This is a genomic window from Tardiphaga sp. 215_C5_N2_1 (genome assembly GCF_052076055.1).
Lineage (GTDB): Bacteria > Pseudomonadota > Alphaproteobacteria > Rhizobiales > Xanthobacteraceae > Tardiphaga > Tardiphaga robiniae.
In genome coordinates this window covers 4,350,292-4,372,850 of record NZ_CP197240.1, presented here as the reverse complement: position 1 = coordinate 4,372,850, position 22,559 = coordinate 4,350,292, and the positions used below count along the sequence as shown (strand labels likewise).

At 61.7% G+C, this 22,559-nt stretch carries 20 protein-coding genes; 6 read left to right on the top strand and 14 right to left on the bottom strand.

The annotated features are described in order from the left end of the window. Positions 1-89: 89 nt before the first annotated feature. Complete coding sequence (locus AB7828_RS20780) at positions 90-2,288, bottom strand: primosomal protein N' (RefSeq protein WP_439060181.1); 2,199 nt, start codon at positions 2,286-2,288, stop codon at positions 90-92. A gap of 144 nt (positions 2,289-2,432) precedes the next feature. Here AB7828_RS20780 and AB7828_RS20775 point away from each other — a divergent pair, with 144 nt between their 5' ends. The 3 genes from AB7828_RS20775 to AB7828_RS20765 all read left to right on the top strand — a co-directional run bounded on the left by AB7828_RS20775 (position 2,433) and on the right by AB7828_RS20765 (position 4,827). Continuing rightward, a complete protein-coding gene (locus tag AB7828_RS20775) occupies positions 2,433-3,065 on the top strand; it encodes a carboxymuconolactone decarboxylase family protein (RefSeq protein ID WP_439060180.1) in 633 nt (210 codons plus the stop codon). 84 nt (positions 3,066-3,149) lie between these two features. Next, complete coding sequence (locus AB7828_RS20770; protein ID WP_120287628.1) at positions 3,150-4,133, top strand: tyrosine recombinase XerC; 984 nt, start codon at positions 3,150-3,152, stop codon at positions 4,131-4,133. Positions 4,134-4,236: 103 nt separating this feature from the next. Continuing rightward, positions 4,237-4,827: a DUF4337 domain-containing protein gene (locus tag AB7828_RS20765; RefSeq protein WP_068730131.1), complete on the top strand. Its 591-nt coding sequence runs from the start codon at positions 4,237-4,239 to the stop codon at positions 4,825-4,827. A 4-nt stretch (positions 4,828-4,831) separates the two neighbouring features. Here AB7828_RS20765 and AB7828_RS20760 read toward each other — a convergent pair whose 3' ends face one another. From AB7828_RS20760 to AB7828_RS20725, 8 genes are all read right to left on the bottom strand, one after another. After that, positions 4,832-5,725, bottom strand: coding sequence for an alpha/beta fold hydrolase (locus tag AB7828_RS20760; protein ID WP_441232288.1), 894 nt, complete (start codon positions 5,723-5,725; stop codon positions 4,832-4,834). A 27-nt stretch (positions 5,726-5,752) separates the two neighbouring features. Continuing rightward, positions 5,753-6,283, bottom strand: a complete 531-nt coding sequence (locus AB7828_RS20755; RefSeq protein WP_068730456.1) for a hypothetical protein — start codon at positions 6,281-6,283, stop codon at positions 5,753-5,755. Between the two features lie 38 nt (positions 6,284-6,321). Next, on the bottom strand, positions 6,322-7,725 hold the full coding sequence (gene lpdA / locus AB7828_RS20750) for a dihydrolipoyl dehydrogenase (protein WP_439065382.1): 1,404 nt from the start codon (positions 7,723-7,725) through the stop codon (positions 6,322-6,324). A gap of 45 nt (positions 7,726-7,770) precedes the next feature. Continuing rightward, positions 7,771-8,517, bottom strand: coding sequence for an SDR family oxidoreductase (locus AB7828_RS20745; protein ID WP_441231050.1), 747 nt, complete (start codon positions 8,515-8,517; stop codon positions 7,771-7,773). Continuing rightward, positions 8,514-8,945: a VOC family protein gene (locus tag AB7828_RS20740; protein WP_441231049.1), complete on the bottom strand. Its 432-nt coding sequence runs from the start codon at positions 8,943-8,945 to the stop codon at positions 8,514-8,516. The genes AB7828_RS20745 and AB7828_RS20740 overlap by 4 nt, the downstream gene beginning before the upstream one ends. 12 nt (positions 8,946-8,957) lie before the next feature. Further along, positions 8,958-10,202: a 2-oxoglutarate dehydrogenase complex dihydrolipoyllysine-residue succinyltransferase gene (gene odhB / locus AB7828_RS20735; protein ID WP_441231048.1), complete on the bottom strand. Its 1,245-nt coding sequence runs from the start codon at positions 10,200-10,202 to the stop codon at positions 8,958-8,960. Between the two features lie 116 nt (positions 10,203-10,318). After that, entirely contained in the window at positions 10,319-13,276 is a 2,958-nt protein-coding gene (locus tag AB7828_RS20730; protein ID WP_441231047.1) for a 2-oxoglutarate dehydrogenase E1 component, read from the bottom strand. A 174-nt stretch (positions 13,277-13,450) separates the two neighbouring features. Further along, a complete protein-coding gene (locus AB7828_RS20725) occupies positions 13,451-14,134 on the bottom strand; it encodes a TetR/AcrR family transcriptional regulator (protein ID WP_309941723.1) in 684 nt (227 codons plus the stop codon). A gap of 237 nt (positions 14,135-14,371) precedes the next feature. Between AB7828_RS20725 and AB7828_RS20720 the strand changes: the two genes are divergently transcribed. From AB7828_RS20720 to AB7828_RS20710, 3 genes are all read left to right on the top strand, one after another. Further along, positions 14,372-14,914 carry an OsmC family protein gene (locus AB7828_RS20720; protein WP_184512455.1) on the top strand — a complete coding sequence of 181 codons (543 nt, stop codon included), beginning with the start codon at positions 14,372-14,374 and terminating at the stop codon, positions 14,912-14,914. A gap of 67 nt (positions 14,915-14,981) precedes the next feature. Next, a complete protein-coding gene (locus tag AB7828_RS20715; protein ID WP_439065378.1) occupies positions 14,982-16,121 on the top strand; it encodes an acyl-CoA dehydrogenase family protein in 1,140 nt (379 codons plus the stop codon). A 125-nt stretch (positions 16,122-16,246) separates the two neighbouring features. Further along, on the top strand, positions 16,247-17,125 hold the full coding sequence (locus AB7828_RS20710) for a sulfurtransferase (protein ID WP_441231046.1): 879 nt from the start codon (positions 16,247-16,249) through the stop codon (positions 17,123-17,125). Between the two features lie 120 nt (positions 17,126-17,245). Here AB7828_RS20710 and sucD read toward each other — a convergent pair whose 3' ends face one another. The 5 genes from sucD to thpR form a co-directional block, all read right to left on the bottom strand. Further along, on the bottom strand, positions 17,246-18,130 hold the full coding sequence (gene sucD, locus AB7828_RS20705; RefSeq protein ID WP_093757749.1) for a succinate--CoA ligase subunit alpha: 885 nt from the start codon (positions 18,128-18,130) through the stop codon (positions 17,246-17,248). Positions 18,131-18,134: 4 nt separating this feature from the next. Continuing rightward, the gene (sucC, locus tag AB7828_RS20700) at positions 18,135-19,331 is read right to left on the bottom strand and encodes an ADP-forming succinate--CoA ligase subunit beta (RefSeq protein ID WP_441231045.1); all 1,197 of its coding nucleotides are present in this window, start codon (positions 19,329-19,331) and stop codon (positions 18,135-18,137) included. Between the two features lie 206 nt (positions 19,332-19,537). Beyond that, positions 19,538-20,503 (bottom strand): malate dehydrogenase, encoded by a 966-nt coding sequence (gene mdh, locus AB7828_RS20695; protein WP_093757748.1) that lies wholly within the window; start codon positions 20,501-20,503, stop codon positions 19,538-19,540. A 207-nt stretch (positions 20,504-20,710) separates the two neighbouring features. After that, entirely contained in the window at positions 20,711-21,895 is a 1,185-nt protein-coding gene (zapE, locus tag AB7828_RS20690; protein WP_441231044.1) for a cell division protein ZapE, read from the bottom strand. Positions 21,896-21,960: 65 nt separating this feature from the next. Next, positions 21,961-22,497, bottom strand: a complete 537-nt coding sequence (gene thpR, locus AB7828_RS20685) for an RNA 2',3'-cyclic phosphodiesterase (protein WP_089263280.1) — start codon at positions 22,495-22,497, stop codon at positions 21,961-21,963. Positions 22,498-22,559: the final 62 nt, after the last annotated feature.

Sequence of the window (22,559 nt, the reverse complement as noted above, 5' to 3'; positions counted from 1 at the left end):
AGTAAGCGTTGCGTTGTGTTCGCGTTCAGTAAAAGCCTGTTGTCAGTAATGACAGCAGGCTTTTCTTTGATCTGTCACACGGGCGTTGCTTACAGAAAGCTTTGCGGATCGACATCCACTTCGAGCTTGAGATTGCCGGTCGTCTTTGGCCCATGCGCGAGCCAGTCGCGGAGATAGTGCGACAGGTCGACATTGCGCGCCGACTTCACCAGCAGTCGGAAGCGATAGCGACCTTTGATCACGGCGAGCGGTGCTTCGGCGGGGCCGAGCACCATGATGCGCTCGTCGATCGGTGCTACGGCGGCGAGCTTGCGCGCATAGCCCTCCGTGGTTGGCCGGTCCCCGCCTGAGATGATCAGGCTCGCCAGCCGTCCGAAGGGTGGATAGCCCGCGCGCTCGCGGGCCTCGATCTCGCTGGCGTAAAACGCTTCGCGGTCGTTTGCGATCAGCGCCTTCATCACCGGATGTTCCGGCTGATGGGTCTGCAGATAGCCGACGCCGCGGCCCTGTTCACGTCCGGCGCGGCCGATGACCTGATTGAGCATCTGATAGGTGCGTTCCGCGGCGCGCGGATCGCCATTGCCGAGGCCCAGATCGGCGTCGATGACGCCAACCAGATTGAGCCGCGGGAAGTTATGGCCCTTGGCCACGAGTTGCGTGCCGATGATGACATCGACACGGCCCTCTGCGATCTCGGCCAGCTCCGTGCGCATCGCATCGATCGACGTAATAAGATCGCTCGACAGCACCATGGTGCGCGCGTCCGGGAACAGGCTCGCCGCTTCCTCCTGCAAGCGCTCGACGCCCGGGCCAACGGCGACCAGCGATTCTTCGGCCTGGCAATGCGGGCATTGATGCGGGCGATGCATCGAGAAACCGCAGTGGTGGCACACCAACCGCTGCCGAAAGCGATGATCGACCAACCACGCATCGCAGATCGTGCAGGCAAACCGGTGTCCGCAGCCGCGGCACAGCGTCAGCGGCGCATAGCCGCGGCGATTGAGGAACAGCAGCGCCTGTTCCTTGCGCTCGATGGCGATCTGGATCTTTTCGGCGAGGCGCGGCGCAATGAAGCGGCCGCGCATCGGCCCTTCGCGGCGCAGGTCGATGGCCTCGATATGCGGCATGTGCTGACCGCCGAAGCGTGAGGGCAACGCGATGCGCTGATAGCGTCCCTTGCGCGCGTTGACCTCGGACTCGACCGACGGTGTCGCCGAGGCCAGCACGATGGGAATTTTGGCGATCGACGCCCGCACCACTGCCATGTCGCGGGCGTGGTAATGCGCGCCTTCGTCCTGCTTGTAGGCTTGGTCATGTTCCTCATCGACGATGATCAGGCCGAGTTTCGCGTAAGGCAGAAACAGCGCCGAACGCGCACCGACGATGACATGGGCCTCGCCATTGGCGATCGACGCCCAGTTGCGCGCGCGGGTGCGCGGTGTCAGTTCGGAATGCCACTCCAGCGGCCGCACGCCGAAGCGTTTTGAGAAGCGCTCCAGGAATTGCCCCGTCAGCGCAATTTCGGGCATCAGGATCAGCACCTGTTCGCCGCGCCTGATCACCTCGGCAACCGCCTCGAAATAGACCTCGGTCTTGCCGGAGCCGGTGACGCCGTCGAGCAAAGCGGCGTGAAAATCCCCCTTGGCGGCGAAGGTCCGCATCGCCTCGGCCGCGACGGCCTGATCGTTTGAAAAGTCCGGTTCGGCGAAGGTGGGATCAGGCGCTGGCGGCGGTAGCGCGCGGGGCATGGCTTCAATAGCAAGCGTGCCTTCATCGACGAGGCCGTCGATTACGCCTGCGCTGACGCCGGCCTCCTTGGCTGCCTCAGACTTCGCGTGCAGCAGGCCGTCCGACAGGATCTCGATCAGCCGTGCGCGTGCCGAGGTCATGCGCTTGGGCACTTCGCCGACCAGGCGGACGCCCATGCGCACCCGCTCCGGGCCGAGGTGCTCGCCCATCCGCAGAGTCATCTTCATGACCATGCCGCGCGCGGACAAAGTGTAATTCGCCACCCAGTCGACCAGGCTGCGCAATTCCTGCTTCAGCGGGGGGACATTGAATTTCTCGCCAACCTCTTTCAGGCGATTGTGCAGGCGGGGGTCGGGATTGGCATTTTCTGCCCAGACCACGCCGATCACCTCGCGGGCGCCGAGCGGTACGCTGACGACATCGCCGGGCTGCAGGTCGAGGCCACGGGGCACGCGATAGGAATAAGCCTGGTTCAGCGCGACCGGCACCAGCACGTCAACGACGCCAGACGATGTTTTGGTGCGCGCAGCTTCGTCCATCGGCGGAATCAGACTCGAATTGGGGTATCCGCTAACCTAAGCTCGCGGTGCGGTCCGGACCAGTGTCCGCCGGATGGCCGGTCTTATGACCGATCGGCCGCCACGACAATGAAACGAGAACAAGAACCCGCAGGGAGAAACATCATGCGCCACAAGCTCGCCGGGACTCTAGCCTCACTTCTCGTGCTGTCAGTTACCGCCATCCCCGCACGGGCACAGGACCGGATGCCGCCGATCCCGGCCGACAAATACACCGAAGCGCAGAAGAAAGCTGCCGAGGAGTTCGCCGGCGGCCGGGGCTACGAGGTCCGTGGCCCCTTCGTGCCGCTGATTCGCAGCCCGGAAGTCATGCTGCGCGCCAAGGCGATGGGCGATCATCTCAGGTTCAAGAGCGCACTGGCGCCGCGGCTCAGCGAAATGATCATCCTGATCACCGCACGCGAATGGACCCAGCAATATGAGTGGGTTGCGCATCATGACATCGCGATCAAGGCCGGCTTGCGCAACGACATCGCCGATGCGATTGCCGATGGCCGGCGTCCTGTTGGCATGGCCGAGGACGAAGAGGCCGCCTACGACATGTCGATCGAGATCCAGCGCACCAAACGCGTGAGTGATCCGACCTGGAACAAGGCCGTCGCCAAATTCGGCGAGCAGGGTGTTATCGATCTGCTCGGGATCAATGGCTATTACACCTTCCTGGCCATGGCCATGAATGCAGCGCGAACAGGCCTCCCGGCCGGTGTCGCGGAGCCCCTGAAGCGGTTCCCGGATTGACGATGCCGGCGGTTCACCAAAGTGAAACGAGCAGGGTGTGATAATCTCCGCCCGTTCGCGCATGGCGAACCGCAAGGCATTCCGATGGCCAAGCTTTCCGACAAAAAACCAAACGCACCCGCACCTATCGATCTCATTTGCGCCGATGCTGATGTCTCGCTGCAAATGACGCGCTGGCTGTCGCATTTGCGTGCCGAGCGACGGCTGTCGCCGAAGACGCTGGAGGCTTATGCGCGGGACGTCCGGCAGTTTCTGACATTTCTCGCCGAACACTGGGGCGCGCTCGTCTCGCTGCCGCGTTTCGCCAAACTGGAAACCAGCGATGTCCGTGCCTTCATGGCGGCACGGCGTAGCGACGACATCGGCGGCCGCTCGCTGATGCGGGCGCTGGCTGGTCTGCGGTCGTTCGGGCGATTTCTGGAGCGTGAAGGCAAAGGCAACGTCGGTGCGCTGTCAGCGATACGCGCGCCCAAAATCGGCAAGAGCCTGCCGAAGCCGTTGCAGATGGTCTCGGCCAAACGCCTGGCCGATGCGGATGAGCGCGCGGGCGAAAATCGCGATCCGTGGATCTGGGCGCGCGATGCCGCGGTGATGGCGCTGCTCTACGGGTCCGGCTTGCGTATCTCCGAAGCACTTGGTCTGAAGCGCCGCGACGTGCCGGCAGCCGGCGCGGGCGATGTGCTGATCGTCAACGGCAAGGGTAACAAGACCCGTATGGTGCCGGTGCTGCATAATGTGCTGGAGCTCATCGCCGACTACGCCGCGCAGTGTCCGCATCCGCTCCCTGCCGATGGCCCGATGTTCGTCGGCGCGCGCGGCGGGCCGCTTAGCCCTCGGATCATCCAGTTGACCATGGAGCGGATGCGCGGCGCGCTCGGCCTGCCCGACAGCGCCACGCCGCACGCGCTGCGCCATTCCTTTGCCACCCATCTGCTGACCCGCGGTGGTGACCTGCGCGCGATCCAGGAATTGCTCGGTCATGCCTCGCTGTCGACCACACAGATCTATACCGGCATCGACACCGAGCGGCTGTTCGAGGTCTACAAGACCGCACACCCGCGAGCGTAGGGCCGGGCAAACCCCAGCTGTAGTAGAAGTGTCATGAGCTGCCCCTTGCGAAGTCGCCACGGTTCGGTCAAATCGACACATCGACCAACCGGAGGGGATTACGATGGGTGCGCACGAAAGTATGGAGCACGCGGAGCATGCCGAGCATGCGTCCGGCTCGAACAAGAATATTGCACTGCTGATTGCCGTGATCGCGCTGTTTCTGGCGTTCTCGGAAACCCTCGGCAAGGGTGCGCAAACCGAATCCATCAGCAAGAACGTCGAGGCATCCAACCTCTGGGCGTTCTTCCAGGCCAAAAGCATCCGCCGCACCGTCGTTCAGGCGACGTCAGATCAGGCCAGGCTCAGCCTCGGCCTGATGGGTGACGATGCCGCCAAGGCCGCACTGTCCAAGCAGATCGACGACTGGAAGAAGACCGCGGATCGTTATCGCTCCGAGCCGGAGACCGGCGAAGGCTCCGAACAGCTCGCTGCCCGTGCCAAGGAAGCCGAGCATGCGCGCGACCTCGCAATGGCGCGTTATCATCACTATGAAGTGGCCTCCGCCGCATTCCAGATCGGCATCGTGCTGGCATCGGCCACGATCATCACCGGCATGATCGCGCTGGCCTGGGTATCAGGTGCACTGGCGATTGCCGGCGTCGCCTTTACCGCGATCGGCCTGTTCGCGCCGCATGCGGTTCATCTCATGTAATGACTTAAGCCGAAGCGGTCCGGCATAGCTGCAGGACCGCTTCGGCAAACGCCTTGGGCGCTTCCTGCGGTACATTGTGGCCAACGCCCGCGATGACGCGGCGCTCGTAAGGGCCCGTAAAATACTGGCCGTGATTCTCGGAATTCTTTACGGGTCCAATGCCATCGTCAGCGCCGTGCAGAACGATAGTCGGGACATCGATCTTCGGCTGCGCCGCAAGCTGGGTCTCCAGAAAAGCATAATTCGGATCGCCGGCGACGCTGCCGGTACGGTGCATATAAGAGTGCACGACCACATCGACGAAGTCATCGTTGTCGAAGGCCGACGCCGAGCGCTCGAATGTGGCATCATCGAATGCCCAGCTGGGCGACCACATCTTCCAGAGCAGTTTGGCTAGTGCGTCGCGGTTCTGGATCAGGCCGTTGCGGCCACGTTCGGTATGGAAATAATACTGATACCACTGTCGCGCTTCCTGCTCGGGAGCGGATGGTCGCGCCGCATTCGTCAGGTCCTGGATGTTGTAGCCGGTGCAACTGACGAGGCCGTGCACGCGTTCGGGCCATAGCGCAGAGACGACGCAGGCCGCGCGGCCGCCCCAGTCATAGCCGGCAACCAGGGCCTTGCCGATACGCAGCGCGTCCATCAGCTCCAGCAGATCCTGTCCGAGCGCAGTCTGTTGCCCCGAGCGGATGGTCGCGCTGGAAAGAAACCGCGTTGGCCCATAGCCACGTAGATAGGGCACGATGGTGCGGAAGCCAGCGGCGTTGATGATGTCGACCGCGTCGTCATAGCCTCTGATGTCATAGGGAAAACCATGCATCAGCAGAACGGGCAAGCCACCATCCGGTCCGCTATGTTCATAAGCAATATCGAGAAGGGGAGTTTGGATGCGTGCCAGTTCAGCCAAGTTGCTCTCCCGTTCGATCTACCGCGCCGAATGCGCCCGATGACGCAGCCGCTGTACCAGCCGCATCCAACGCGACGATGAATTGGAGCGGAACATCGCCATCGTCGCCTTGATTCTTGCAGTCACAGGCGCGACCAATTCGCCGGCCCGGCGGCGGATGTCGAGAACGAATTCGTAGAGCTTCCGAAACCAGTTCATCTGCAACAGCTTCGGCCGTGTCACATCGAAGATGAACGCAGCGACGCCGACGCCGAGAAACTTGCTGAACACGATGAGCGCGAAAGCGCTGATCCAATACTGATGCATGAGCAGCCAGGCGCCGGCCAATTTCAATGGAAATAGCAGGATCGCCGGAATAACAAACACGACCAGCGTCAACATCGGCGACAGTCGCGCGATTCGCGCGGCCAGCCATTCCTTGAATGCGCGCAGCGGTATCGCTGCAACGATGCGCGCGACGACCGGTTCGAGATGATCCCACAGCCACGCTTCGATCAGGAAGATCAAAGCGAGGAAGAACCATAGCGGCTGCAGCACGCGTCGCATCATGGTGTTCGTCTCCCAGCCGGCGTCGTGCCGGCCGTGACTCACATATGGATAGCGCGCTTGGCTACTGCAAATGCTGCTTCCTTCACCGCCTCGGAGCGGGTCGGATGGGCATGGCAGGTGCGGGCCAGATCTTCGGCGGAACCGCCGAATTCCATCAGCACGCAGGCCTCGTGGATCATTTCGCCGACTTCGCGGCCGATCATATGCACGCCGAGCACGCGATCGGTCTTCGCATCTGCGAGAATCTTCACGAAACCATCGGTGGTCTGGTTGACCTTGGAGCGGCCATTGGCCGTGAAGGGGAACTTGCCGACATTGTAAGCGATACCGGCAGCCTTGAGCTCTTCCTCGGTCTTGCCGACGGCGGCGACTTCCGGCGTGGTGTAGACCACGCCCGGGATCACGTCATAGTTCACATGACCGGCTTGGCCTGCAAGAATCTCGGCGCAGGCAACGCCTTCGTCTTCCGCCTTGTGCGCCAGCATCGGGCCCGCGACGACGTCGCCGATAGCGTAGACGCCCTTCACATTGCTTGAGAAGTGATGGTCGATCTTGACGCGGCCGCGCTCGTCGAGCTCGACACCGGCTTCCTTGAGGCCAAGCGCTTCGGTGTAAGCCACGCGGCCGATCGCCACGAGAATCACGTCGGCTTCGATGGACTCGGCAGCGCCGCCCGCGGCTGGCTCGATCTGTGCCTTCAGCTTCTTGCCCGACGTATCGACACCGGTGACCTTGGCACCGAGCTTGAAGGTCATGCCCTGCTTCTCGAGCATGCGCTGGAACTGCTTGGCGACTTCGCCATCCATGCCGGGCAGGATGCGGTCGAGGAATTCCACCACGGTGACTTCGGCGCCGAGGCGGCGCCACACCGAGCCGAGTTCGAGGCCGATCACGCCGGCGCCGACGACGATCATCTTTTCCGGCACCTTGTCGAGCGACAGCGCGCCGGTCGACGACACGATGCGCTTCTCATCGATCTCGATGCCCTTCAGCTTCGCGACGTCAGAGCCGGTAGCGATGACAATGTTCTTTGTCTCCAGCGTCTGGGCCTTGCCGTCAGCGCCGGTGACTTCGACCTTGCCTGTGCCGAGCACACGGCCGGTGCCCATCACGACATCGATCTTGTTCTTCTTCATCAGGAACTCGACACCCTTGACGTTGCCGTCGATGCCCTGCTGCTTGAAGTTCATCAGCGCGGGAAGATCGAGCGTCGGGGCGGACACCTTGATGCCCATCTTGGCGAAGGAGTGGCCGGCTTCCTCAAAAAGCTCCGACGAATAGAGCAAAGCCTTCGAGGGCATGCAGCCGATGTTCAGGCACGTACCGCCCAGCGTGCTGTTCTTCTCGACGACGGCGACCTTCATGCCGAGCTGGGCCGCGCGAATCGCGCAGACATAACCACCGGGTCCGGTGCCGATAACAACGAGGTCGTAAGAAGCCATGATGCAGTCCTGTATTGTCTTCAGATGATATGGGGCGTCAGGGCCTCAGCGGCCACCGGACACGTCGAGAATGGTGGATGTAACGTAAGAAGCCTCGTCCGAGAGCAACCAGACGATGGCATTGGCAACTTCATCCGCAGTACCGACGCGCTTCATCGGGACGTTGACGGACAGACGATGCGCGCGATCCGGCTCGCCGCCTGATGCGTGGATATCAGTATCGATCAGACCGGGCCGAATGCCGGCAACGCGAATCCCTTCGGCTGCGACTTCGTATCCCAATCCGATGGTGAAGGAATCGATCGCGCCTTTCGACGCGGCATAGTCGACATAAGTGTTCGGCGCACCCAGTTTGGCGGCTACCGATGACAGATTGACGATGACGCCACCCTTGCCGCCATGCTTGGTCGACATCCGCTTCACGGCTTCGCGGGCGCAGAGAATGCTTCCGGTGACATTCACCGTCATCATGTTGGCGATGCGTTCGGCAGTCATCTGATCGACGCGGATGGAAGGGCCGACAATGCCGGCATTGTTGACCAGGGCGCCGAGAGGACCAAAGGCGTCCGCTGCCTTGAACAGCGCAAGAATGTCAGCCTCGGAGCCGACATCGCATTTCACCGCGATGGCCTTGCCGTTGGTCGCTTCGATCTTTGAAACAACCTCATTCGCGGCCGCTTCGTTGCTGGCATAGCCGACCACGACCTTGAAGCCACGTGAGGCCGCCAGCAGCGCGGTGGAACGACCGATGCCGCGGCTTCCGCCGGTAATGATGATGACGTTGTCGCTCATGCGTCGCTCCCGGTGAGTGCGGCGTTGAAGGACCAGATGTGTCCGAATGGATCGCGAATGGTACCGTAGCGGGCACCCCAAAAAACATCCTGAGGCGCCATCACGACTTCTGCTCCCGATGTTTCCGCGCGGGCGATCGCGGCGTCGACATCTTCAGGCTTGGGCAGATTGATATTGATCGTCATGCCAGCGCCGCCGCGGGTCTGCGGCGACAGGATGTGGCCACCAAACTCGGGAAATTCGTCATGCAGCATAACTTCGCTGCCGAACATTTCGAGATTGGCGTGCATGACCCGCTTGCCGTCGTCGGCCATTGCGTGGAACGAACACTTCGCGCCAAGCGCCTTCTCATAGAAGGCAATGGCCTCAAGCCCACCCTTGACGCAAAGGTGGGCCTGAATTGGCGGAGGGGTCGGTCCGAACGCCATGGCGACCTCGGGTTAGAGATCCAGAACGAGACGGGCTGGATCTTCCAGGCTTTCCTTGACGCGGACGAGGAAGGTCACGGCTTCCTTGCCGTCGATCACGCGGTGATCGTAGGACACCGCCAGATACATCATCGGGCGGATCTCGATCTTGCCGCCGACCACGACCGGACGTTCCTGGATCTTGTGCATGCCGAGGATGGCCGACTGCGGTGCGTTCAGGATCGGCGTCGACATCAGCGAGCCGTAGATGCCGCCATTGGTGATGGTGAAGGTGCCACCTTGCATTTCGTCGATCTTGAGTTGACCGTCACGGGCGCGCTTGCCGAAATCTGCAATGGTCTTTTCGATGTCGGAGATCGACTTGGTATCGCAATCGCGCACCACGGGGACCACGAGGCCCTTGTCGGTGCCGACGGCGACGCCGACGTGATAGTAGTTCTTGTAGATCAGGTCGGAGCCATCGATCTCGGCGTTCACGGCCGGAATATCCTTCAACGCCTGCACGCAGGCCTTGGTGAAGAAGCCCATGAAGCCGAGCTTGGTGCCGTGCTTCTTCTCGAACACATCCTTGTACTGCGAGCGCAGCGCCATCACGTTGGTCATGTCGACCTCGTTGAAAGTCGTCAGCATCGCGGCGGTGTTCTGCACGTCCTTGAGGCGGCGCGCGATGGTCTGACGCAGGCGCGTCATTTTCACGCGCTCTTCGCGGGCAGCATCGTCAGCGGGTGACGGCGCACGTACCTGCACGGCGGCGGCAGACTGATTGATCGGCGTCGGTGCCGACGCAGCCTTTTCGATCGCAGCGAGCATGTCGCCCTTGGTCACGCGGCCATCCTTGCCCGAGCCGGGGACGGTGGCGGCATCGATGCCGCTCTCTGCCGAGATCTTGCGGACCGACGGCGCCAGTGGCGCATCGACGGGTGCGGACTTCTGAGCGGGAGCAGGCGCAGCAGCGGCAGGTGCAGCGGCCGGAGTCGGGGCAGCGGGCTTCGCAGGAGCAGCAGCCGGTTTGGCGCCACCGGCGCCATCGGTGATCTGGCCGAGCAGTGCGCCGACAGCGACGGTCTCGCCATCCTTGGCAACGATTTCGCCGAGTACGCCAGCGGACGGCGCGGGCACTTCGATCGTGACCTTGTCGGTCTCGAGTTCGACCAACGGCTCGTCAACGGCGACGGCATCGCCAGCCTTCTTGAACCAGCGGCCGATGGTGGCTTCCGTCACGGATTCGCCGAGCGTGGGAACGCGAATTTCAGTCATTGTCTATTTCCTCTTGTGGCGTGGCGACCCGCTCGGTCATCCCTGCCTGAACTTAAAATCAATGGGGATATGCGAATGCCCCGCGGGTGCGGGGCATTCGCCAACAGAATGGAGGCTTAGCCGAGCGCTTCGTCGAGGAAGGCCTTGAGCTGGGCGAGATGCTTGGACATCAGGCCGGTGGCGGTCGCCGCAGATGCGGCGCGGCCGGCGTAACGCGGACGCTTGTGGGTGGCGTTGATCTGGTTGAGCACCCATTCGAGATACGGCTCGATGAAGTGCCAACCGCCCATGTTGCGCGGCTCTTCCTGACACCAGACGAATTCCGCACCCTTGAAGCGGGTCAGCTCCTGCACCAGCGTCTTCAGCGGCACCGGATAGAGCTGCTCGATGCGCATCAGGTAGACATCGTCGATGCCGCGCTTCTCGCGCTCCTCGTAGAGGTCGTAATAGACCTTGCCGGAGCACAGAACGACGCGACGGATCTTGTTGTCGGCGGTGAGCTTGATCTTCTCGTCCGGCAGCTTCTCCGCATCGTCGAACAACACGCGATGGAACGATGTGTCGGCACCGAGTTCGCTCAGCTTCGACACCGCACGCTTGTGGCGCAGCAGCGACTTCGGCGTCATGACGATCAGCGGCTTGCGAATCTCACGCTTCAACTGACGACGCAGCATGTGGAAGTAGTTGGCCGGAGTAGTCGGATAGACCACCTGCATGTTGTCTTCGGCGCACATCTGGAGGAAACGCTCAAGGCGTGCGGAGGAATGCTCCGGGCCCTGGCCTTCATAGCCATGCGGCAGCAGGCAGACGAGGCCCGACATACGCAGCCACTTGCGTTCACCCGAGGAGATGAACTGGTCGAACAGCACCTGTGCGCCGTTGGCGAAGTCGCCGAACTGCGCTTCCCAGATGGTCAGCGCCTTCGGCTCGGCCAGCGAGTAGCCGTATTCGAATCCGAGCACGGCTTCTTCGGACAGCAGCGAGTTGATGACCTCGTAGTGACCCTGGTCGGGCTTGAGGTGGTTGAACGGCGTGTAGCGGCTTTCGTCTTCCTGGTCGAACAGCACCGAATGGCGCTGCGAGAAGGTGCCGCGCTCCGAGTCCTGGCCGGACAGCCGGACATGGTGGCCTTCTTCCATCAGGGTACAGAATGCCAGCGCCTCGCCCGTCGCCCAGTCGATGCCTTCGCCACTATCGATCGCCTTGGCGCGGGTATCGAGGAAACGTTGCACCGTGCGATGAACGCGGAAACCATCGGGCACCTTGGTGATCTTGGCGCCGATCTCTTTCAGCGTCTTGACGTCGACGCCGGTCACGCCGCGACGGGGATCTTCCTCCTGGTCGGCATATTTGAAGCCGGCCCACTTGCCGTCGAGCCAGTCAGCCTTGTTCGGCTTGTAGCCGGCGCCGGCTTCGAGTTCGGCATCGAGACGGGCGCGCCAGTCGGCCTTCGCCTTATCGACTTCGCCCTCGGTCATCACGCCATCGGCGATGATGCGCTTGGCGTAGATATCCAGCGTCGACTGATGCGCGCCGATCTTCTTGTACATCACCGGCTGGGTGAACGCCGGCTCGTCGCCTTCGTTATGGCCGTGGCGGCGATAGCAGAACATGTCGATGACGACAGGCTTGTGGAACTTCTGCCGGAACTCGATCGCGATCTTGGCGGCGAATACCACCGCTTCCGGATCGTCACCGTTCACATGGAAGATCGGAGCATCGATCATCTTCGCGACATCGGACGGATAGGGCGACGAACGGGAGTAGCGCGGATAGGTGGTGAAGCCGATCTGGTTGTTGACGATGAAGTGGATCGAACCGCCGGTGCGATAACCCTTCAGGTCCGACAGCGCGAAGCATTCAGCAACCACACCCTGACCTGCGAAGGCCGCATCGCCATGCATCAGCAGCGGCAGCACGGAAATACGCTGGTCCGGCGGATCACCATTCTGGTCCTGCTTGGCGCGGACCTTTCCGAGCACCACGGGATCGACGATTTCAAGATGCGACGGGTTCGCCGTCAGCGACAGATGAATGTTGTTGTTATCGAACTCGCGATCCGACGAGGCGCCGAGGTGATACTTGACGTCACCCGAGCCTTCGACCTCGTCCGGATTGGCCGAGCCGCCCTTGAATTCATGGAACAGCGCGCGGTGCGGCTTGCCCATCACCTGGGTCAACACATTGAGGCGACCGCGATGTGGCATGCCGACGACGATGTCACGGACACCGAGGCTGCCGCCGCGCTTGATGATCTGTTCCAGCGCCGGGATCAGTGATTCGCCGCCGTCGAGGCCGAAGCGCTTGGTACCGGTGAACTTGACGTCGCAAAACTTCTCGAAGCCGTCGGCTTCGACCAGCTTCTGGAGGATGGCGCGGCGGCCTTCCGGCGTGAAGCTGATTTCCTTGTCCGGGCCTTCGATACGTTCCTGGATCCACGCCTTCTGCGCGCGGTTGGAAATGTGCATGAACTCGACGCCGAGGGTCTGGCAGTAGGTGCGCTGCAGGATCGCAACGATCTCGCGCAGCGTGCCGTATTCGAGGCCGATGACGTTATCGAGGAAGATCTTGCGGTCGTAGTCGGCATCGGTGAAGCCGTAGGAGCGCGGATCGAGCTCCTCGTGATCCTTCTGGCCTTCGATGCCCAGCGGATCGAGATTGGCGTGGAAATGGCCGCGCATGCGGAAGGCGCGGATCAGCATCAAGGCGCGTACCGAATCGCGGGTCGCCTGATTGATGTCGCCGGTCGGGGCGGCTGCACCGGGCTGGGCGGTCTTGGCGGCGAGCTTGGCGCCCATCACCTTCTCGACCTCGGCCCAGTTGCCGTCCATGGCGGAGGTTAGGTCGTCCTTGGGCGTCAGCGGCCAGTTGGCCTGCTCCCAGGACGGGCCTTCGGCGTTCTTTTGAACGTCGGCGGGCGAGTCCTTCAGGCTCTTGAAGAACTCCTGCCACTCGGCGTCAACTGAGGAGGGGTCCTTTTCGTAACGGGCATAGAGTTCGTCGATGTAAGTGGCGTTTGCGCCTTGCAGAAATGAAGAGAGTGCAAAGGCGGCGTTCGCGTCCTGGCGAGACATGATGGCGTCCTGATTTGGTATCGCGCGGAAATTTTAGCGAGGGCTGATCCGGTTGCCGGACCATCCTAAAGTCGAGCGAGCTTCTACCCTATTTAATCCGAATGTGCGCCCTGAAAAGCACGAAGAACTGAATATTTCGTCAATTCTTTGTGCGCGAGATTTTGTCCGCTGATTTCAGTCGACGACACTGAGGTCTTCCTTAGCCAAAGCGGCAGCGCCTCCTTGCAGTCCGGCGCGCCGGGTGCGGCGGATTTTGGGCGGCCCGCAAGCCTCGTCGAGCAGGGCATTGGCGGCCATGCCGGCGGCGTCTGCCACGGTCGGATCGCGGGTCACCATGGCGGCGACGATGGCGCCGTCCATCAAGAGGCCGATCTGGTGCGCGAGAAAGTCCGGCTTCTTGGCGCCGGCGGCCTCGGCCAGTCCGGAGATGTGCTTGAGAATGAATGATTTGTGCCGGATCGTGATGTCGCGCAGCCGGGTCTCGTCCTTGGCGTGCTCGCCGACTGCATTGATGAAAACACAGCCATAATAGGTCTCTTCGGCAAACCAGCCCTTCAGCGCGGGGAAAATCGAATCCAGTTTTTCACGCGGAGTTCTGGCGCGTTCCACGGCGGCAATGAACCAGCCGCGCCAGGTCTCGCTCTCCGCCCTGAGCACGGCGTCGACCAGGTCGTCCTTGGATTTGAAGTTTTTGTAGAGGGTGGTTTTGGCCGTACCGGCCTCGCTGACGATGGCGTCTATGCCGGTGGCATTGATGCCATTCTTGCAGAACAGCCTTGTCGCCGCGTCCATCAGCCGCTCACGCGGCGTCACCTGCGGAACATTGCTCTCGACAGCCTGCGGCATCGCATCAGTCATGCCCTGTCATATGTCATGGCGCGCGCGCGGCGCAAGCGATCATCGGTTCCTGACCAATATTCGAGCGGGTAGATACGTATTTGCCGCGCTAAGCGGCAGTTCAGCGTCTGCCCCATTTCGCGTCAATTGCGTAACTCGCTGATCCCGCGTTGATTTTCGCATCGACCGACGCTGGCACGGTTTCTGCAAAGCTACAGAACGTTCTGTATCTATCCATTCTTCCAAGGGAGAAACCCAATGACTGCTGTTGCCGCCAAAACCGCCCTGACCGGCTGCCTCGCGCCGATCGACAAAGGCGGACTCGAACAGCTGATCGCCAACGGCAAAGCCAATCCCAATGTCATCAAGACGCTGAAGTGCAAAACGGTGGCCGAGGGCAAGTTCCGCCACGCCAACTACATCCGCAACCTGCCGCCTTACATCGTCGATGAGCCGCCGGCGCTGCTCGGCGACGACACTGCGCCGAATCCGTCAGAGGCGTCATTGGCGGCGCTTGGCTCCTGCATCGCCGTCGGTCTGCACGCAAATGCCGTGCATCGTGGTTGGACCGTCAACAAACTCGAACTGCAGCTCGAAGGCGATCTCAACATCACTGCCGTCTGGGGCACCGGCGACATCAGCGAGAAGCCGGTCGGTTTCACCGATGTGCGCATCAAGGTCGATATGGAATGCGAAGGCATCGCACAGGCCGAGATCGATGCGCTGATCACCCACGTCAAGAAGTGGTCGCCCGTCGCCAACACGTTTACGCGCCCGGTCAATCTCGAAGTCTCTGCCTGAATGTGAGTTAGCGCGGCCGCAGCGATGCGGCCGCGGTCTCTCTTCCTTGCGCGTGACGGAGATCGACATGACCACGACGGCAGTGCTGCGGAAATCTGACGATATTGAAGGGGCCGGCGACACACCGTCGCTCGTCGAACGAATAGCTGCCGTCGCGCGCACCGATCTTTCACCGATCGCTTTGGAGATAGATGAAGGCACGATCTATCCGGATCGGGCGCTACGTCATCTCGGCGGTGTTGGTGCCTGGTCGGCACACGCGGATCTCGGCGAGACGATCGCGGGCATCACCACCATCGGCGAGACCTGCGGCTCCACGGCCTTCATGGCGTGGTGCCAGAACACGCTGGTCTGGTACATCCTCAACTCCGACAATGCCGCACTGAAGGCGAAGTATCTGAGCGATGCCGCGAGCGGCAAGCTGCTCGGCGGCACCGGCCTGTCCAATCCGATGAAGAGCTTCTTTGGCATCGAGAAGCTCAAGCTGAAAGGTCGCCGCACCAACGGCGGTTACATCGTGCGCGGTGCTCTGCCATGGGTATCGAATCTTGGCCCCGACCATATGTTCGGCACCATCTTTGAACTCGATGACGGCTCCGGCGAGAAGGTGATGTTCCTCGCCGACTGCGCCGACGAGAATCTCTCGCTGACGCCGTGCAAGCCGTTCCTCGCGATGGATGGCACCGGCACCTACGCCGTGCAATTCCGCGATGTCTTCATTCCAGACGGTCAGGTGCTCGCGGCACCGGCGATGCCTTTCGTGAAGAGAATTCGCGCGGGGTTCATCCTGATGCAGATGGGCATGGGGCTCGGGCTGGTGCGCGATTGCGTTGCTATCATGGAGAGCGTCAAGCCGTCGCTCGCCCACGTCAATTGCTTCCTGCCGCAGCAGCCCGAGGATTTCGCGGGTCTGCTGGCGAAGATGGAAGCCGAGACGATGATGCTCGCCGCCACACCCTTTGACACGAGCAATGCCTATTGGCGCAGCGTCGTCGAACTGCGTCTGCGCGCCGGCGACGCCGCCGTCGCCGCAGCCCATGCAGCGATGCTGCATTGTGGCGCGCGCGGCTATCTCAAATCGCACCGCGCCCAGCGCCGACTGCGCGAAGCCTATTTCGTGGCGATCGTCACCCCCGCCACCAAGCAGCTCAGAAAAATGCTCGCAGACAATGCGCGCGAATATCAGGGAGACCAGGGCGGGGCGTGATCCCGATCATGCAAATGATCCCGATCACGCGAACGGAAAGCGAATTGACTTAAGTCACGGCGAAACGACAGGCGATCCAGCACAAACGACTCAACAACGATGGTTCAACACAGTGGAGGCTTTCAATGGCTGAAGTTCTCATTTCCGCAGACGACCTCGTCACGTTCATGAAGTCAGAACCTTGTGTCATCATCGACACGCGCAATCCCGACGCCTATGCGGCCGGGCATATCCCCGGCGCCGTCAATCTCCATGAGATCTTTACGTTCCTCGCCACCTCGACGCCCGAAGGTATGGACGAGTTGAAGAAGAAGTTCGCTGCGGCCTTCGGCGGTGCCGGCCTGTCCGGCAGCGAGACTGCGGTGATCTACGAACAGTCGATGAATTCGGGCTTCGGCCAATCCTGCCGCGGCTACTTCCTGCTGGAATTTCTCGGCTATCCCAAGATCAAGGTCCTGCATGGCGGCTTTGAAGCCTGGACCATGAAGGGCCTGCCGACCACCACGGACGTTCCGACGCCGACGGCAGCATCCTTCGTCATCAAGCCGGAAGCCGGTTCGATCCTGATCGATGCGGGCACCATGCAGGGCGCGCTCGGCAATCCGTCGATCGCCATCCTCGACGTACGCGATGTCGATGAATGGATCGGCGAAAGCTCGTCGCCCTATGGCAAGGATTTCTGCCCGCGCATGGGCCGCATTCCCGGCGCCGTCTGGATCGAGTGGTACCGCATGATGAAGCCGACATCGGAAGGCCCGCGCTTCAAGTCGAAGAACGAGATCCTCGCCGAATGCGCGACTGTCAGGATCACGCCGTCGACCACTGTCTATCTTTACTGCTTCAAGGGCGCACGCGCGTCGAACACGTTTCTCGCGCTAAAGAACGCCGGCGTGGCTGATGTCCGGATGTATTTTGGTTCGTGGAACGAATGGTCGCGCGATACGAAGTATCCAATCGAGGAAGGTTTGCCGCTGGTTGGCGAGAAGCAGGCGCAGGCGGCGTAGAACTCCAGTGTCCTCGCCCGGCCGGGCGCGCACTTGGACCGGGCGATCCAGTCAGAGTGTCAAAACAAAGGCCCGCTCTCGCGAGCGGGCCTTTCTTTTCTCAACTCTGCCGAGCTCAGCTTAGCCCTTCAGCACATCAACCAGCGTGGTGCCGAGGCGGGCCGGCGACGGCGAGACGCGGATGCCGGCGGCTTCCATGGCCGCGATCTTCGACTGGGCGTCGCCCTTGCCGCCCGAGACGATGGCGCCGGCATGGCCCATGCGACGGCCGGGAGGTGCGGTGACGCCGCCGATGAAGCCGACCATCGGTTTCTTGCGGCCGCGCTTGGCTTCGTCCTTGATGAACTGTGCCGCGTCCTCTTCCGCCGAACCACCGATTTCGCCGATCATGATGATCGAGGTGGTCTTGGGGTCGGCCAGGAACATCTCGAGCACGTCGATGAATTCGGTGCCCTTGACCGGATCGCCGCCGATGCCAACCGCCGAGCTCTGGCCGAGGCCGGCCTGGGTGGTCTGGAACACGGCTTCATAGGTCAGCGTGCCGGAGCGCGACAGGATGCCGACGCTGCCGGGCTTGAAGATGTTGGCCGGCATGATGCCGATCTTCGATTCACCGGCGGTGACGACGCCCGGGCAGTTCGGCCCGATGAGGCGTGACTTGGAGCCGGACAGCGAACGCTTGACGCGCACCATGTCGAGCACCGGAATGCCTTCGGTGATGCAGACGATCAGCGGGATTTCCGCGTCGATGGCTTCGCAGATCGCGTCCGCAGCACCCGGCGGCGGCACATAGATCACCGACGCATCGGCGCCGGTCTTGTCGCGGGCCTCGGCCACGGTGTCGAACACCGGCAGGCCGATATGGGTGGAGCCGCCTTTGCCCGGCGAGGTGCCGCCAACCATCTTGGTGCCGTAGGCAATCGCCTGTTCGGAGTGGAAGGTGCCGTTCTTGCCGGTAAAGCCCTGGCAGATGACCTTGGTGTTCTTGTCGATCAGGACGGACATCGGCTTACTTTCCCTTCACGGCGTTGACGATCTTCTGAGCGGCGTCGTCGAGATCGTCGGCGGGCAGAACGTTGAGACCGGATTCACGGATGATCTTCTTGCCTTCCTCGACATTGGTACCTTCGAGGCGGACAACCAGTGGCACCTGGAGGCCGACAGCCTTCACTGCGGCGACAACGCCGGCAGCGATGACATCGCATTTCATGATGCCGCCGAAGATGTTAACCAGGATGCCCTTTACGTTCGGATCGGCAGTGATGATCTTGAACGCTGCGGTCACCTTCTCCTCGGAAGCACCGCCACCGACGTCGAGGAAGTTGGCCGGGCTTTCGCCATACAGCTTGATGATGTCGAGCGTGGCCATTGCGAGGCCGGCGCCGTTGACCATGCAGCCGATGGTGCCGTCGAGCGCGATGTAAGCGAGGTCATACTTCGATGCCTCGATTTCCTTCGCGTCCTCTTCCGTGGTGTCGCGCAGCGCGACGATTTCCGGGTGACGATACAGCGCGTTCGAGTCGAACGACATCTTGGCATCGAGGCACTTCAGCTCGCCCTGCTTGGAGATGATCAGCGGATTGATCTCCAGCATGTCCATGTCCTTGGCGATGAATGCGGCGTAGAGCTGCGACACCAGCTTCTCGGCCTGCTTAGCGAGATCGCCCTTGAGCCCCAGCGCCTGAGCAACGGTGCGGCCGTGGTGGCCCATCACGCCGGTGGCTGGATCGACCGAAAAGGTCACGATCTTGTCCGGGGTGTTATGCGCGACTTCCTCGATGTTCATGCCGCCTTCGGTCGAAACGACGAAAGCAACGCGCGAGGTTTCACGGTCGACGAGCAGCGAGAGGTAGAATTCCTTTTCGATGTCCGAGCCGTCTTCCAGATAGATCCTGTTGACCTGCTTGCCGGCCGGGCCGGTCTGTTCGGTCACGAGGGTCGCGCCGAGCATTTCCTTGACGAACTGCTTGGTCTCGTCGATCGACTTGGCGAGGCGGACGCCGCCCTTGTCGCCGGCCGATGCTTCCTTGAACTTGCCCTTGCCGCGGCCGCCGGCGTGGATCTGGCTCTTCACCACCCACAACGGACCGCCCAGCTGCTTGGCGGCAGCTTCAGCTTCCTCGGCCTTGAGGATTGGCACGCCCTTGGAAACGGGCACGCCGAATTCCTTCAGCACGGCCTTCGCCTGATATTCATGGATATTCATAAGTTGCTCCCGAACCCCGGATGGTGAACTTGGAATTCACGTCATTTTCTTTGAACTGGCATACCGTATACCAAGCATGCTGCAAGTCAAAGCCGACGATAATTCCGCGTGACGGACGAATTGGCTGAGGGGTTCGTTGCAGTGTTTGCCAATGTCGTCAAATGCAAAACCGGCACCCAGAGGGTGCCGGTGAAGTGAGCTTGATCTTAGCCGAGCAGGTCGGGTGCGATCTTCTTGCAGGCGTCCATCAGGCCGACCACCGAAGCTACCGACTTGTCGAAGCCTTCCTTGTCCTTGCCGAGGAGTTCGATCTCGACGATGCGCTCGACACCCTTGGCGCCGATCACGACGGGAACGCCGACATACATGTCCTTGACGCCGTATTCACCGTTCAGGTGAACGGCGCAGGGCAGAACGCGCTTCTTGTCCTTGAGATAGCTCTCGGCCATCGCGATGGCCGACGCGGCCGGAGCGTAGAAGGCCGAACCGGTCTTCAGCAGGTTGACGATCTCGGCGCCGCCGTTACGGGTACGGTCGACGATTTCGTCGATGCGAGCCTGCGAGGTCCAGCCCATCTTCACGAGGTCGGGCAGCGGGATGCCGGCAACGGTCGAATACTTCACCAGCGGAACCATGGTGTCGCCGTGGCCGCCGAGCACGAAAGCGGTGACGTCTTCGACCGACACATTGAATTCATCGGCCAGGAAGTAGCGAAAGCGCGCCGAGTCCAGCACGCCAGCCATGCCGACGACCTTGTTTGCTGGAAGGCCGCAGGCCTTCTGCAGCGCCCACACCATCGCGTCGAGCGGGTTGGTGATGCAGATGACGAAGGCGTTCGGGGCGTACTTCTTGATGCCTGCGCCGACCTGCTCCATCACCTTGAGGTTGATCGAGAGCAAGTCGTCGCGGCTCATGCCCGGCTTGCGCGGCACGCCGGCGGTGACGATGATGACGTCCGAACCTTCGATCGCCTCATAGGAGTTGGCGCCGGTCAGCTTGGCGTCGAAGCCGTCTACCGGTGAGGACTGTGCGAGATCGAGCGATTTGCCCTGCGGCACACCTTCCGCAATGTCGAACATCACGACGTCGCCGAGTTCTTTCAGGCCGACGAGGTGAGCAAGTGTTCCGCCGATCTGACCAGAACCAATCAATGCGATTTTGTTACGCGCCATGGGAAATCTATCCTTTAAGCCCGAAGGGGTAGGGAGGGAGCAGGAAATGCTGACAGGCTGGTTATCCCTTTCGCGGACACCGTTCAAGTCGGAGCCTGCCCAATTGTCGAGCGCCGGCCTGCAATGCAAATTATTATGAGTGAACTGGAAATTGGAATCGCTCGCGAAAGTACCGATTCCGCTTTGATATCCATCTGATTGCGCGCGTCAGGTTTCGACCAGGCCCGTGGTGGCGCCTGACGCGGTGGAATCGCTGCGGCCATGGGGTAGGGCCAGATATGTTTCAGAGCCCATCTCGAACAGGCGCGAGGCGGTTCGTGCGAATTCCATCGCCTCGAAGCCTTCGCTGGCCTGATACAGCGCGTGCGGTTCGCCGGCCGCCGAGGCCATCAGCTTCACGGCATTGTCATAGAGCGTGTCGATGAGTGCGATGAAGCGTTTGGCGGCGTTGCGGTCGCCGTAGTCCATCATCGGAATATGTTCGATGAACAGCGTGTGATAGTCGTGCGCCAGTTTCAGATAGTCTGACGCGCCAAGCGGCTTCTCGCAGAGATCGCCAAATGAAAACCGGGCCACGCCCTGCGCTTCCAGGGGAACACGCAGCGTGCGGCCCTTGATCGAGATATCACGCGACTTTGCCGGTGCGCCGCCCGTGAGCTTTGCCCAGGCCTTGTCGAGCGCGGCCTTTGCTGCATCATCGTCCGGCACCAGCCAGCTCTTTACGCCAGCCAGTTTTTCCAATCGATAGTCGGTGCGCGAATCCAGCTTGCGCACTTCCATATGATCTTCGATCTGTTTGATGAACGGCAAGAACAGCGCGCGGTTGAGCCCGCCCTTGTAGAGATTGACGGGTTCGACATTGGACGTCGCGAAGACGACGGTGCCGAGTTCGAACAGCCGTGCGAACAATCGGCCGAGGATCATCGCATCGGCGATGTCGGTGACGTGAAATTCGTCGAAGCAGAGGAGCCAGGCTTCGTCGAAGATCGAATTCGCCGTCAGCGCGATGACATCGCCGTCGGGGAGCTCGCCGCTCGCGATTTTCTGGCGAAAATTATAGATGCGCTCATGGGTGTCGGCCATGAACTCATGGAAATGAGCGCGACGCTTGTGCGTGACCGCGCTGGCTTCGAAGAACAGGTCCATCAGCATGGTCTTGCCGCGGCCGACCTCGCCATGGACGTAGAGACCGCGCGGCGGTTGCATATCCTTATCGCCGAACAGGCGTCCAAAGAAGCCCTGCTTGCGCGGTGGCTTATAGGTGGCCAGCGCACCATCGAGCGCCGCGATGGCCTCGACGGCGCCGGCCTGCGCCGGGTCAGCCTCGATGGCGCCGGAGGCAACGAGGGCTTGATATTGTTCGCGGAAGGATTGAGGAGGGCTGGACGACATGGGGCCCTAACGGCCCCATGCGCCCGGAAAATGCAAGATGCGAATTGGTCGAAGCGGATATGCGCTCATGCGCAGAGCGCGTAGGAATCCTCCACCAGATAAGGGCCGCCGCCCGTGGATGCCCGCGAGGAGAACAGCACGAAGCGCGAGGCGGTGAAGATCTTCGTCGGGAAGTAGCCGCGCACCGAAAGATAGTCGGCGACGTCGCGGTCGCAGGAATCTCGCAGTCGGGCCAGCGTGACATGCGGCGTGAATTTGCGGCCCTCGGGCTCGAGCCCGCAGCGGCGCACCAGCCGTTCCAGTTCGGATTGCAGTTCAAGCAGCGGACGACTCGGCTCGACCGCAGCGACGACAGCGCGGGGTTTCTTGCCGCCGAAGCTCGAAAGGCCACGCACCGCGACCTCGAAGGGCCTACGTTCCACGCGCGACATCAGATCGGCGATTTCGTTGGCGGAAACGCCGTCGATGTCGCCGATGAAGCGAAGCGTGACATGATAATTTTCGGGATCGATCCAGCGTGCGCCTGGCAGGCCGCCACGCAAATTGGCCAATGTCTGGCCGATCTCGGCTGGTATCTCCAGTCCGGCGAACAAACGCGGCATAGTCAGCTCCTCTTTGCCGGGGCGCGATTTTCGCCGAAAGGTGCTGACTACGGTGTGCTTAC

What these genes read in the sequence shown, in the direction of transcription:
- AB7828_RS20730 (WP_441231047.1), bottom strand. Translation starts at nt 13,276, where the DNA reads ATGTCTCGCCAGGACGCGAACGCCGCCTTTGCACTCTCTTCATTTCTG.
- AB7828_RS20715 (WP_439065378.1), top strand. Translation starts at nt 14,982, where the DNA reads ATGACCACGACGGCAGTGCTGCGGAAATCTGACGATATTGAAGGGGCC.
- mdh (WP_093757748.1), bottom strand. Translation starts at nt 20,503, where the DNA reads ATGGCGCGTAACAAAATCGCATTGATTGGTTCTGGTCAGATCGGCGGA.
- thpR (WP_089263280.1), bottom strand. Translation starts at nt 22,497, where the DNA reads ATGCCGCGTTTGTTCGCCGGACTGGAGATACCAGCCGAGATCGGCCAG.
- AB7828_RS20755 (WP_068730456.1), bottom strand. Translation starts at nt 6,283, where the DNA reads ATGATGCGACGCGTGCTGCAGCCGCTATGGTTCTTCCTCGCTTTGATC.
- AB7828_RS20770 (WP_120287628.1), top strand. Translation starts at nt 3,150, where the DNA reads ATGGCCAAGCTTTCCGACAAAAAACCAAACGCACCCGCACCTATCGAT.
- zapE (WP_441231044.1), bottom strand. Translation starts at nt 21,895, where the DNA reads ATGTCGTCCAGCCCTCCTCAATCCTTCCGCGAACAATATCAAGCCCTC.
- AB7828_RS20720 (WP_184512455.1), top strand. Translation starts at nt 14,372, where the DNA reads ATGACTGCTGTTGCCGCCAAAACCGCCCTGACCGGCTGCCTCGCGCCG.
- AB7828_RS20740 (WP_441231049.1), bottom strand. Translation starts at nt 8,945, where the DNA reads ATGGCGTTCGGACCGACCCCTCCGCCAATTCAGGCCCACCTTTGCGTC.
- AB7828_RS20725 (WP_309941723.1), bottom strand. Translation starts at nt 14,134, where the DNA reads ATGACTGATGCGATGCCGCAGGCTGTCGAGAGCAATGTTCCGCAGGTG.
- AB7828_RS20710 (WP_441231046.1), top strand. Translation starts at nt 16,247, where the DNA reads ATGGCTGAAGTTCTCATTTCCGCAGACGACCTCGTCACGTTCATGAAG.
- AB7828_RS20745 (WP_441231050.1), bottom strand. Translation starts at nt 8,517, where the DNA reads ATGAGCGACAACGTCATCATCATTACCGGCGGAAGCCGCGGCATCGGT.
- odhB (WP_441231048.1), bottom strand. Translation starts at nt 10,202, where the DNA reads ATGACTGAAATTCGCGTTCCCACGCTCGGCGAATCCGTGACGGAAGCC.
- lpdA (WP_439065382.1), bottom strand. Translation starts at nt 7,725, where the DNA reads ATGGCTTCTTACGACCTCGTTGTTATCGGCACCGGACCCGGTGGTTAT.
- sucC (WP_441231045.1), bottom strand. Translation starts at nt 19,331, where the DNA reads ATGAATATCCATGAATATCAGGCGAAGGCCGTGCTGAAGGAATTCGGC.
- AB7828_RS20775 (WP_439060180.1), top strand. Translation starts at nt 2,433, where the DNA reads ATGCGCCACAAGCTCGCCGGGACTCTAGCCTCACTTCTCGTGCTGTCA.
- sucD (WP_093757749.1), bottom strand. Translation starts at nt 18,130, where the DNA reads ATGTCCGTCCTGATCGACAAGAACACCAAGGTCATCTGCCAGGGCTTT.
- AB7828_RS20765 (WP_068730131.1), top strand. Translation starts at nt 4,237, where the DNA reads ATGGGTGCGCACGAAAGTATGGAGCACGCGGAGCATGCCGAGCATGCG.
- AB7828_RS20780 (WP_439060181.1), bottom strand. Translation starts at nt 2,288, where the DNA reads ATGGACGAAGCTGCGCGCACCAAAACATCGTCTGGCGTCGTTGACGTG.